Raw genomic sequence first — 11,913 nt, forward strand, 5'->3', positions numbered from 1 at the left:
GGGGGCGGTAGCCACCCTTGCCGCCGGAGGCATAACGAGGAGCACCATCATGAGTTTTCTTGAACAGAAAATACGGGATGCGCACACAGCCGGACGCACGGCGCTCATTCCCTTCGTCACCGCAGGCTTCCCCACGCTCGACACGTTCTGGGGCATCATTGAAGAACTGGACGCCAACGGCGCGGACGTGATCGAAATCGGCGTGCCGTTCTCCGATCCCGTGGCCGACGGCCCGGTCGTTGAGGACGCTTCCCGCCGCGCGCTGGAACAGGGCGTCAGCCTGAACTGGATCATGGACGGCCTCAGGCAGCGCGCCGGAAACTTCAAGGCGGGCATCGTGCTCATGGGCTACCTCAATCCGTTCCTCCAGTACGGGCTGGAACGCTTCGCCGCCGATGCCGCACAAGCGGGCGTCTCCGGCTGCATCGTGCCGGATCTGCCGCTTGACGAAAGCGCCCCCATCCGGGCCACGCTGAAAGCGCACGGCATCGCTCTGATCGCGCTGGTCGGCCAGAACACGCCGGAAGAAAGGATGCGCGAATACGCCGCCGTTTCAGAGGGCTATGTGTACGTCGTCTCCGTCCTCGGCACTACCGGGGCGCGCGCGGGGCTGCCTCCGCAAGTGGAAGAGACGCTGCGCCGGGCGCGGAAAGCCTTCAACCTGCCGCTGGCCCTGGGCTTCGGCTTGCAGCACCCCGATCAGCTTGCCGCCATCCCCGCGGACATCCGGCCCGACGCCGCCGTGTTCGGCAGCGCCCTGTTGAAGCATCTCGACAAGGGCAACGCCGCCAAAGCCTTCCTTGAGGTATGGGCCCGCTAGCCGCAAACAAAAAGGCCGCCGCCGAATCCCTGCCGGATGGACTTCCACCGGCAGGGATTTTTGCTGCCGCACTTTTCCCTATCCGCCCCTAATCAGGCGCAAGCCCCGCCCTCTTCACGGAGGGCATTCACCTTTTCGATGATTTTCTAAAAAATCATTTTTAATTTCATATACTTGAATACAATTTCATTGGAAGCGCGGATGTCTCCCACGGCGGGCCGTTGACGCTTGTTCTTTTTTTGACTAGAAGGGACGTTTCACCTTTTGCATTATTTCTCTTGTTATTTCCCTTTATTGCCTTCAGGATTGCCCATGCTCGGAACACTTTTTTTCGACAAGCAGGATCGTGAACTCCTGCGTATGATCAACGAAACGATCGATCACGGCCCCTCGCAGGATCTTGAACACAAGGTCTTTGACGCCAATCTCCATCCGCATGGCATCCTGGAACTGACGACGACCCACGAGTACAGGATGGCCCACGCGGTCATCAACCTGCTCGGCAACCTTGAGGCCGGCGGCGCTCCGGATCGGCTCATGGCCCTGCGCATCCTCCGCGACGAAGTGCTGCACAGCGCCCGTACGCCCTTCCGGTACAATACGGGCCGCGTCCTCATCCAGATCATGAAGGAGATCGTCCGGTCTCGGCAAGATGAACTGACGCAGCTTGAGCTCGTGCACGATTTCAGGAAAGTCACGTCCGGGAACCCCCGCCTCGTACGCCAATTCCTGAATACATACCATTTGTTGGAAATGCCTGAGGAATGGAACCAGCTTACCTTGGATCACCATGTCCACGATGCCAATACCAAGGGCCGCAAGAATGCGACGCACCTGATCATGGACGCATGGATCAAGGGCATCCGCTACCTCACCGTCGTCTATTACAACTACGTGGAGCCCGCCGCCGCGCGCGAGCTGCTGCAAGCCGCCGAGATCATGGGCGTCGACGTCCGCATCGGCCTCGAATTCCGCACGCCCTTCCGGGATCGCTTCGTCTCCTTCGTCTGGGCCCCGCGCGGGTTCTCCGATCCTGAAGCGTTTTTGTCCTTCCTCGCCGAGCGGCCTATGGTCGCCCTCATGAACGAAGGGCGCAAGGCATCCCTCTGGATGCAGCGCCACGTCATGGATACGCTCCACCTGTGGAACGCCAAGCACGCCCCGGCGCTGGCCGCTGAGCTCGAAATCCCCGTCCCGCTTCTTGAGCCGGAGGCGTTCCTCGCCTATGTGGGGACGGGGCAAACCTCATTCCTCCACCTTGCCGAATACGTGCACAAGACGCTCCTCAAGCACCTTGCCCAGCGGGTCAAGGCATTGCGGGAGGAGGCACTCACCGCCACCAGCGAACGCCAGAGCCAGATCGCGCAGCTTATCCGGCGCATGGACATGCTGACGATCGAAGTGATCATGGAAACGTGGCTCAAGCCCGAACGCAATCCGGAGCTCCCTTCCCCCGACGTGCCGGACAACGCGCCGGACACGCCGGAACTGCTCAGGATGCCTCCCCATGTGCTGCTTGACTGGCTTTCTTGCCTGCGCAGCGGCTACCGCATCACGCTCCAGCTTGCGGAACTTGCCGCCGAGGACGTGCTCGAACTGCTCTGGGACTGCCAAGGCATGATCACCCATCTGGAACTGTTCAACCTCAAGGAATGGCAGGAGGGGCATCTCCGGCACCTCACGGCGATCAACGATCTCCAGATCGCCATCAACAAGGGGAGCGTCCTGCACCTCAAGCAGATACTGCGGGGCATGATCCGTACGCTGGAAGCCTCGTCTTCCGAAAAGGACAAGGAGCGCTGCGCCAAGTTCCGCATCATCCTGCGCAACATCCCCTCGCTGCAGGCCCCGTACAAGGTCGCGCCCCTGCGCGCCCGCATCGGGACGGACTCCACAAGCCACTCTGGCGTGCGGCACGGCATGGGCCTTGCCATGCCCGAAACCCTCCCCTACGGCGCACGCAGGCAGATCGCCAAGGGCAAGCAGTTCCGGCCCATTTACCTTCCCGTGTCGCTGTCGCTGGAGTTCCGGGAAACCTATGTCGAACAGGAACGCCATTCGGCCTTCATGCACTGGATCGGGCCGCGCTTGCGCCGCATTTGGGGGTTCAGCCATTTCGGTCTCCGCCGCACCAAGGAGTGGCGCGCCTCTTCCGGCGTTACCCAGATCGGCGAAGAAGGCAACGTCATCACGATGGGCGGCATCGGCGGCGAGCTGGACAACGGCCTGCGTGCCGAACAAACCGAAAAGGCCCGTCCGCGATGGCTCGGCTTTTCGCGCCTCAGCACGCCCATTTCCAATACGCTCAAGGTGCTCGCGGGATTCATCCCGGCGCTGGTGACCTTCCTGTACACACAGGAGTGGTGGGTGCTGGCGTGGTTCGGCGCGCCCCTGTGGTTCCTCATCACGGGCCTGCGCAACATCCCGCAGGCCATCCTCGGCGGAGGCGGCATGTGGAGCCGCTCCCTCCTGCGCTGGAACGATTATGTAAGCTGGACCCGCGTTTGCGACTCGCTGCTGTACACGGGGCTGTCCGTTCCCCTGCTGGAATATTTTATCCGCGTGCTGCTCTTGGAAGACGGGCTTGGGCTGACGGTCAAGGATCACCAGTTCCTTGTCTTCTCCATCATCGCCGGGGCGAACAGCATCTATATTTCGCTGCACAACATCTATCGGGGCTTCCCCAAGGAAGCCATCATCGGGAACCTCTTCCGAAGTTTGCTCGCCATCCCGGTTTCAGTGTTCTACAACGACGTGCTGGCCTTGTTCCTGCCGTTCTTCACAACGGCCGATCCCCTGCTGTTCCTTGAGCCCGGCGCAGCCATCATTTCCAAAACCGCGTCGGATACGGTGGCGGCCATCATCGAGGGCCTTGCCGACTGGCGCAACAACCGGCGGCTTCGGTACTGGGACTACGAAACCAAACTGCAGCGCCTGTTCGATTGTTATGCCAAACTGGAACTGGCCTTCCCGGATCAGGACATCCTTTCGCTGTTGTCCCGCCCCAAGGAATTTACCCGGCTCACCTCCACGGAAGCCCGATCCCTGCAAGTGGAAAGCATCATCAATGCGCTGGATCTCATGTATTTCTGGCTGTACCAGCCCTGTGCGCAGCAAACCCTGATTTCCATCCTCCGCTCCATGACTCGCGAGGAACGGGTCATCGTGGCCCGGTCACAAGGGATCTTGTCCCGCGTCCGCGAAGTCAGCCAGCTTTTCGTGGACGGTTTGCTTGGGCGCAATTTCGCCCGTGCCCTGTCCTTCTATCTGGACAGCTACGAAACCTATATCCTCACGCTCAACAAACGCTGTGCCGGGTTCTCCAATGGACATCGCCCCTTGCTCAGGCGCAGGCGGCGTGTGTAGCCCCTAAATTCAGGCAGGAAAACATATGTCGGCTCTCCCTGGCGCAGGCGGTGTGTGCAGCCCCTAAAAAATGGAGGCACCGGGGGAAGGGGCCTTTCTGAAAGGCCCCGCCATAGGATATTGCCGTTTTAACGCCTTAATATGTTGAAAAAAATGGCCTTTTCCCTAGTTTTCCCGTTGGCTGGCTCTATGGCTGAGGCTTTGCATTGGGTATCCCTTTGGTATTTCAGGAAAAAAAACATCAGCCATTTCCAATGGCACAGCCTTCTGAAAAGCCCCGCTACAGGAAACGGTTGATGTCGTATTTCTTGGGTTCCGCCACAGCAAAAGGTTGGCAGCTTCTTTTATGCCATTCAAAATAGATACTGAGGAAAATCTTTCTCGCCGCAGGGAGCATCGGCAAATGCCTTTGAAGGCCCCAAGCTATGTCGTTATTTTGTATATAACTATTTAAAATTATTAAAGACAATATTTTGTAGGTTGAAAAAAATAATTAAATAATTTCAATAGATTATATCTAACAAACGACACAACCTAATAAAATGGCTGTGTTATAGAAAATGGTTGATACTTTTTTCCTTGAAACTCCAAAGGGATAAACGGAAAAATGCCTTAACCGTGGATCCCGCCAAGGGGAACACTAGAAAAAAGTTATATTTTTTACCGCACTGTGGAGATGAAACAACCGCATACTATAACAGAGCCAATAAAATCAATTACTGCAACATTGCACCACTCAAATGCTATGACGGAGCCGTTCCTCAAGGCTATGCCATAGGAACTGGTTGATATTTTATTTCTTGGAGCTTCAAGGGGATAACCAATAACATATCTCAGTCATGGAGTCCGCCAGCGGGAAAACTGGAGAAAAAAGTTAGGCTGTGTCCCAGAAAATGGTTGATGCTTTTTTTCTTGAAATTCCAAAGGAATAACCAGAAAAACACCTCAGCCAAGGGGAAAACTGGAGAAAAAGGCTGTCTTTTCAGCGTGCTGTGGAGATGAAACCACCACACACCATGATAGAGCCAAAAGTTATAGCTTCACCATGCCGTTGAGTTAAAACAAGCGCATCCTGTGGCAGAACTTTCTGAAAAAATATCCTTTTCCCCGAAGCTGCCAGAGCCGTGCGAGCCCCCCTTCACTGCCAAAGCCCTTTGGATTTGCGGCTTGCTGAACCGTTATGGGGCAATGCACCGAACAGGATCCGTTCCAAAACCGAAAGACGTTGGGCGGTATCGCCAATTAGATATAACCTAATGAAATTGCTAGGCTATTTTTTCAAGCTATAAAAATATTTTAAACAATTTAAAATGGTTATGCGTTAAACAACGACACAACCTAAAACCCGGATGAAAAAGTTTCTTGGATAGGCCCGCCAGCCGGGTTTGTACGAGCTCCGCATCCCTCTGCCCCTACCGACGGGAAAGGCATCCACCTCCAGAGGGCGTTTCGTATGGGGATTGCCGGGCATGGGAGGCGCGCCTGTCGCCTGTCCCACCGAACCCAACACACCGGAGACATCCCTGGATGGACGCAAAGAAGCCCGTCCAGAACCGCCCGCAATCCAACGCGCCGGGGAGATAACCGGTGGGGAACCGTGCCTGCCCCATTCCCTACTGTTGAAAAGCAAAAAGAAGTTCTGTAACAGCTACGGCAAACGGGACATGCGGCATTGCCCGCCTTGGGCCCCGCTGTTTGTGCGGGGAAAAGCCGATGGGCGGGCCTTCCCCTCCAGCATCCGTTTTCCGTGATCTTTCTTTGACTAAAAGGACGCACAGTGGCCGTAAAAACCACCCGCACAGCGGCGGAAGAACAGCTCCCTACCAAGGAAGAGGCGGAAGCCGCCTTTGCCCTCGCCCTTGACGCGCGTCAGGAGCGTGTGCGCGCCGCGCTCAACAAGCTGGCAAGCGATCCGCCGCAGGTTCTGATCCTCGAAGGCGGCAGTGTGGCCGAGCGCTTCAGTGTGGCCTTGTGGCACGCCGCCCGCCTCAACTGCCCGGAAGGGCAGCCGCCCTGCCTGCATTGCCCGGCCTGCCTCCAGATCGGTGCGAATGTATTTCATGATCTGTACGTGTTGGACGGGCGCGAAGGTTCCATCAAGATTGAAACAGTCCGCGAACTGAGGACCATCCTCGGAGAAGCGCCGCGCGGCGACGGCAAGCGCGTCGTTATCCTCGCCGAAGCCCAGTCCCTCGGCGTGGAAGCCGCCAACGCGCTTCTGAAGTCGTTGGAAGAGCCCCGGCCCGGCGTTTGTTTCCTGCTCCTCGCCCCGCAGCGGGAACGCCTCCTCCCCACGCTTGTCTCCCGCGGCTGGGTCGTCACGCTGGCATGGCCCAAGGCAGGCACGCCCTCAACGCCGGAACTGCTCCAGTGGGAAGGGGCGCTGGCGGAATTCATGGCCTCCGGGCGGGGATGGCTCGACAAAACGTCTGGAAAGGGCGCCGTCGACGCGGCACTGGCCCGCCGGATCGTGCTCTCCGTCCAGAAGGCGCAGGCAGCGCTCCACGCCGGGCGGGATGGCGGGCCTCTTGGGCAGCGCCTTGCCATCCTTCCCGAAGCCGGGCATCTCCATGTCAACGATCTGCTGGCGCAATGCCAAGAGTCGCTGGATTATATGGTCAGCCCCCCGCTGGTCCTCAACTGGCTGGCCACGAAGCTGCACATCGTTTATCGTCACGCACGGCTGCGCGGGCGGAAGCCAACCGCCTGACCCGACATGAGATTGACGCAATGAAGCGTTAGACTTGCGGCGTCTTGCGGGGAAAGGCCGGGGGAAACGCTTTTTTTTGCTGGACAGCAAGTATAAAAAGAACTATTATCGTTTTTGCGAATGGGAGTTCTGGCTTGCGGAGCTATAGGGGAAACGAAGGGGAAACCGGATTCCCCATATCCATTTCTCATTGTCAAAAAACGGTTCCCGGTGTACTTTCCGGAAGAGACAGAATCCTTGTTCAGCCAACCATTGTCATAAGGGAGGTTTCCCATGGCTAACCAGTTTGAAATCTATAAGTGTGAACGCTGCGGCACCGTCATCGAAGTGCTTTTTGCCGGCGACGGCCCGCTTTCCTGTTGTGGCCAGGCCATGAAGCTCATGGCCGACAAAGCCGTCGACGGCGCCAAGGAAAAGCATGTGCCCGTGATTGAAGCCAACGGCGAGGGCTGTAAGGTCAAGGTCGGTTCCGCTCCTCATGTGATGGAAGAAACCCACTGGATCGAATGGATCGAAGTCACCGCCGCCGACGGCAAGCGCTATAAGAAGTTCCTGAAGCCCGGCGATGCGCCCGAGGCCGATTTTTGCATCCCGGCGGACAAGGTTGTTTCCGCCCGTGAATACTGTAACCTCCACGGCCTGTGGAAGGCATAAACGCCTATAGGCCACTTGACAACGACGGCTCTTTTTGGCTGTAACAGTCCCCGTTGGAGATGTTCCTTATACCTCTAACCCCCGTAGGCCGAGTCAGGCTTCACGGGCAGGAGATTGACAATGCAGAAATATGTTTGCGATGTGTGTGGCTATGAATATGATCCCGCCGCCGGTGACCCTGACAGCGGCATCGCCCCCGGTACCGCTTTTGAAGATCTGCCCGAAGATTGGGTCTGTCCCGTCTGCGGCGCTTCCAAGTCGGACTTCTCCGCTGCCTAAGAAGCGGCTCGTCTGAACGTGCAGAATAGGGGGTGTGACGGGCTTCGTCGCACCCCTCTCCATGTTTTTGTACTCACCTCAAACATGCCTGAAAGGATTTTGTCACTATGAAACCCGTTGAACTGGCGAAAGATATTTTCTGGATCGGGGCCGTCGACTACAACAAGCGCAACTTCCACGGCTACAGCCGTTCCCCGCGCGGCACGACCTACAACAGCTACCTCATCCGTGACGAGAAGAACGTCGTGTTCGACACGGTGGACAACGACTACGCCGGAACCATGTTCTGCCGCCTCGCCAAGCTGATGCCGCTCGACAAGGTCGACTACATCGTCGTGAACCACACCGAAAAAGACCATGCCGGCGCCCTGTGCCAGTTGGTCGAGCGCTGCAAGCCTGAAAAGATCATCACGTCGACCATGGGCAAGCGTTTCATGGAAGCCCAGTTCGACACCACCGGATGGCCCATCGAAGTGGTCAAGACCGGCGATGTGATCAACATCGGCAAACGGAACATCCATTTTGTGGAAACCCGTATGCTGCACTGGCCCGACAGCATGGTTTCCTACATCCCCGAAGACAAGCTCCTCATCAGCAACGACGCCTTCGGGCAGAACATCGCCTCCACCGAACGCTTTGCGGATCAATACGACCGCTGCGTGCTGGAAAAGGCGATCAAGGAATACTACTACAACATCGTCCTGCCCTTCTCCCCGCAGGTTCTCAAGACGCTTGATCTTGTGGCTTCCCTGAAGCTCGACATCGAAATGATCGCCCCCGACCACGGCCTCATTTGGCGCGGCAAGGACGACTGCCAGTATATCCTCGACACCTACCGCGCCCTTGCCGAACAGAAGCCGCAGCAGCGCGCCGTCATCGTCTACGACTCCATGTGGGGCTCCACCGGCATCATGGCCTCCGCCATCGCCTCCGGCCTTGAGGACGAAGGCGTGCCCGTCCGCATCATCGACATCCAGAAGAACCACCACAGCGACGTAATGACCGAACTCGCCGACTGCGGCGCGGTCATCGTGGGTTCCGCCACGCACAACAACAACGTGCTGCCCGGCATCGCCGACGTGCTGACCTACATGAAGGGCCTCCGCCCCCAGAACCGCGTGGGCGCGGCGTTCGGCTCCTACGGTTGGTCCGGCGAATCCCCGAAGATCATTCAGGAATGGCTCGCGTCCATGAACATGGACATGCCCGCCGATCCCGTAAAGTGCCTGTTCGTGCCCAAGCATGAAGGCCTGTCCCAGTGCGTCGCGCTCGGCAAGGCCGTTGCCGCTGCGCTTAAAGCGAAGTGCTGATGTTCCGGGGGGAAGCCGTGGGGCTTCCCCCCGGCCTCCCGTTCCGGCGGCGAAGGCAATGCGGCACACGGGGCATTCGTGAATAATGAGGAGAGGCGGGGCGGGTTTTGGAAAACCGCCCCGATATGCCGTTGAACAAGAATCCTTCCCAACGCGGCGTACCGTCAAATTTTTTCAAAGGAGCCTGAGGAGACTGGGCTCCCGCAACGTATCCGGCCCAAGGCCGGAAACGAACATCATGGGGGAATTCTATGGATGTTGTCATGCTGTCACGGCTGCAGTTCGCCGTGACCGTCTTTTTCCACTTCATCTTTGTCCCGCTGACCCTCGGACTCGTGGTTCTTCTCGCCATCATGGAGACGCTCTACGTCCGTACGGGCAATGAAGTGTACAAAAGGATGACCAAGTTCTGGGGAAAGCTGTTCCTCATCAATTTTGTCCTCGGCGTCGTGACCGGGATTACCCTTGAATTCCAGTTTGGGACCAACTGGTCCCGCTATTCGGAATACGTGGGCGACATCTTCGGCTCGCTGCTGGCTATCGAGGCTACCGCCGCCTTCTTCCTTGAGTCCACCTTCCTTGCGGTGTGGGCTTTCGGCTGGGAGCGCGTGAGCAAAAAAATCCACCTGACCGCGATCTGGCTCGTGGCCATCGCCTCGAACCTGTCCGCCCTGTGGATCATCCTCGCCAACGGCTGGATGCAGAACCCCGTCGGCTACGTCATTAAGAATGGCCGCGCCGAGCTGTCCAGCTTCTTTGAGGTCGTGACCAACCCCTTCGCATGGAGCCAATATTTCCACACGATTTTCGCCGCGTGGATGCTCGGCGGCTTCTTTGTGCTCGGCGTCTCCTCGTGGCACCTGCTCCGCAAGAACGAATTGGATCTGTTCAAGCGTTCCGTGCGCATCGCCGCGCCCTTCACCCTGATCCTCGTCCTGCTGCTCGGCCTTCAGGGGCACCATCACGCGCAGGTCGTCGCGGAAATGCAGCCCGCCAAGCTCGCCGCCATGGAATCCCATTGGGAAACCGGCACCCATGTCCCCATGTATCTCCTCACATGGCCTGATCAGGACAACCATACCAACAGCATTGAGGCCCTGCCCATCCCCGGCCTGCTGAGCCTGCTGGCCTTCAACTCCCCAAGCGCGGAAGTGAAGGGCCTTGACGCCTTCCCCGCCGAAGACATTCCCCCGGTCCTTCCCACCTTCCTCTCCTTCCGCTTCATGGTGGCCTGTGCGGGCCTCTTCGTGCTGCTGGCCATCGCCGCGTGGTGGCGGAGAAAGGATCTCGAAAACCATCCCCTGCTCATGAAGGCGCTGATCTACGTGATCCCCCTGCCCTACCTTGGGATCATGGCGGGTTGGGCCGTGGCCGAAATAGGCCGCCAGCCGTGGATTGTTTATGGCCTCATGCGGACCTCCGACGCCGTGTCGCCGGTCCCCACGTCCTCTGTAGGACTCTCGCTCGCGGCTTTCATCGTCATTTACACCTTCCTCGGCATTCTGGACATCTACCTGCTCCGCAAGTATGCCAAGAAGGGCCCGGAAGCCGCCCCTGAAGCGCAGGCCTAGCCCCGCCATCCTACCCTAAGAGAGGATTACCAATATGCTTGAAACCACTTGGTTTGTTTTGTGGGGACTGCTCTGGGCGGTCTACTTTGTCCTGGATGGCTTCGACTTCGGCATGGGAACCCTGCTGCCTTTCCTTGCCAAGAACGATGAGGAAAAACGCATCATCTACAACGCTGCCGGCCCGTACTGGGACGGCAACGAAGTGTGGCTCATCACGGCCGGCGGCGTGACCTTCGCCGCGTTCCCCAAGGCCTACGCGGTGATGTTCAGCGCGCTCTACGCTCCGCTGCTCATCCTGCTCTTCGCCCTGATCTTCCGCGCGGTATCCTTCGAGTTCCGCAACAAGAAGGACTGCCCCCAGTGGCGCAAGTTCTGGGACGCCTGCCAGTTCCTCGGCAACTTCCTGCCCGCGCTGCTGCTCGGCGTAGCCTTCGCCAACCTGTTCATGGGCATCCCGATTGACGGCGACGGCGTATACCACGGCAACATCATCAAGCTCCTCAACCCCTACGGCCTCGCCGGCGGCATCTTCTTCGTGCTGATCTTCTGCCTGCACGGTGCGCTCTGGCTGGCCCTCAAGTCCGAAGGCGACATCCATGAACGCGCCGTCGGCGCGGCGCAGGTGGTCTGGCCTCTTGTCCTTGCCGCAGCCCTGATTTTCCTCGCCCTGACCGCGTTCTACACCAACCTGTATGCCAACTACGCCGCACATCCCACGCTGCTCGTCTTCCCGATCCTCGCGGTGGCTTCCCTGCTCACCGTGCGGGTGATGATCGGGGCCGACAACCTGCTCGGCGCGTGGTTCTTCAGCGCGCTGTTCATCATTGCCGTGACCTTCTTCGGCGTGTTCGGCATGTATCCCGGCATCATCATTTCCAGCATCGATCCCGCGTACAGCGTAACGGTGCTCAACGGCGCTTCCAGCCCGCTGACCCTCAAGATCATGCTCGGCGTGACCCTCTGCTGCATTCCCGTGGTCATCGCCTATCAAGCGTGGGTTTACTACACCTTCGCCCACAAGGTGACCCCTGAAAGCCTTCAGAAGGACGATCACGCGTATTAAGTTATGTGGGGGAAGGGAGAAGGAACCCTTCTGGAGAAGGGTTGCCTTCTCCCCTCCCCCACACCCCCTCCCCTCATCCTCCCAAGACTTTTAACTGGTGGGGAGGCCGCGCGGAGGGAGTCCCCGTTACGGGGCACATG

General features: G+C 58.4%; 8 protein-coding genes. All 8 read left to right on the forward strand.

Features of this window, described 5'->3' with window-relative positions:
- Window positions 1-49: 49 nt before the first annotated feature.
- A complete protein-coding gene (trpA, locus tag ACZM8Y_RS11885; RefSeq protein WP_482333623.1) occupies window positions 50-820 on the forward strand; it encodes a tryptophan synthase subunit alpha in 771 nt (256 codons plus the stop codon).
- 312 nt (window positions 821-1,132) lie between these two features.
- Window positions 1,133-4,186 carry a hypothetical protein gene (locus ACZM8Y_RS11890; protein ID WP_482333621.1) on the forward strand — a complete coding sequence of 1,018 codons (3,054 nt, stop codon included), beginning with the start codon at window positions 1,133-1,135 and terminating at the stop codon, window positions 4,184-4,186.
- 1,777 nt (window positions 4,187-5,963) lie between these two features.
- Window positions 5,964-6,896 carry a DNA polymerase III subunit delta gene (locus ACZM8Y_RS11895; protein WP_482333619.1) on the forward strand — a complete coding sequence of 311 codons (933 nt, stop codon included), beginning with the start codon at window positions 5,964-5,966 and terminating at the stop codon, window positions 6,894-6,896.
- A 273-nt stretch (window positions 6,897-7,169) separates the two neighbouring features.
- Window positions 7,170-7,550, forward strand: a complete 381-nt coding sequence (locus tag ACZM8Y_RS11900; protein WP_308771095.1) for a desulfoferrodoxin — start codon at window positions 7,170-7,172, stop codon at window positions 7,548-7,550.
- 120 nt (window positions 7,551-7,670) lie between these two features.
- On the forward strand, window positions 7,671-7,829 hold the full coding sequence (rd, locus tag ACZM8Y_RS11905; RefSeq protein ID WP_302554498.1) for a rubredoxin: 159 nt from the start codon (window positions 7,671-7,673) through the stop codon (window positions 7,827-7,829).
- A gap of 107 nt (window positions 7,830-7,936) precedes the next feature.
- A complete protein-coding gene (locus ACZM8Y_RS11910) occupies window positions 7,937-9,139 on the forward strand; it encodes an FprA family A-type flavoprotein (protein WP_302554497.1) in 1,203 nt (400 codons plus the stop codon).
- Window positions 9,140-9,390: 251 nt separating this feature from the next.
- Window positions 9,391-10,710 carry a cytochrome ubiquinol oxidase subunit I gene (locus ACZM8Y_RS11915; RefSeq protein WP_337430430.1) on the forward strand — a complete coding sequence of 440 codons (1,320 nt, stop codon included), beginning with the start codon at window positions 9,391-9,393 and terminating at the stop codon, window positions 10,708-10,710.
- A gap of 34 nt (window positions 10,711-10,744) precedes the next feature.
- Entirely contained in the window at window positions 10,745-11,773 is a 1,029-nt protein-coding gene (gene cydB / locus ACZM8Y_RS11920) for a cytochrome d ubiquinol oxidase subunit II (RefSeq protein WP_482333614.1), read from the forward strand.
- Window positions 11,774-11,913: the final 140 nt, after the last annotated feature.

The organism is Bilophila sp. (genome assembly GCF_057864385.1).

What these genes read in the sequence shown, in the direction of transcription:
- trpA (WP_482333623.1), top strand. Translation starts at nt 50, where the DNA reads ATGAGTTTTCTTGAACAGAAAATACGGGATGCGCACACAGCCGGACGC.
- ACZM8Y_RS11890 (WP_482333621.1), top strand. Translation starts at nt 1,133, where the DNA reads ATGCTCGGAACACTTTTTTTCGACAAGCAGGATCGTGAACTCCTGCGT.
- ACZM8Y_RS11900 (WP_308771095.1), top strand. Translation starts at nt 7,170, where the DNA reads ATGGCTAACCAGTTTGAAATCTATAAGTGTGAACGCTGCGGCACCGTC.
- rd (WP_302554498.1), top strand. Translation starts at nt 7,671, where the DNA reads ATGCAGAAATATGTTTGCGATGTGTGTGGCTATGAATATGATCCCGCC.
- ACZM8Y_RS11910 (WP_302554497.1), top strand. Translation starts at nt 7,937, where the DNA reads ATGAAACCCGTTGAACTGGCGAAAGATATTTTCTGGATCGGGGCCGTC.
- ACZM8Y_RS11915 (WP_337430430.1), top strand. Translation starts at nt 9,391, where the DNA reads ATGGATGTTGTCATGCTGTCACGGCTGCAGTTCGCCGTGACCGTCTTT.
- cydB (WP_482333614.1), top strand. Translation starts at nt 10,745, where the DNA reads ATGCTTGAAACCACTTGGTTTGTTTTGTGGGGACTGCTCTGGGCGGTC.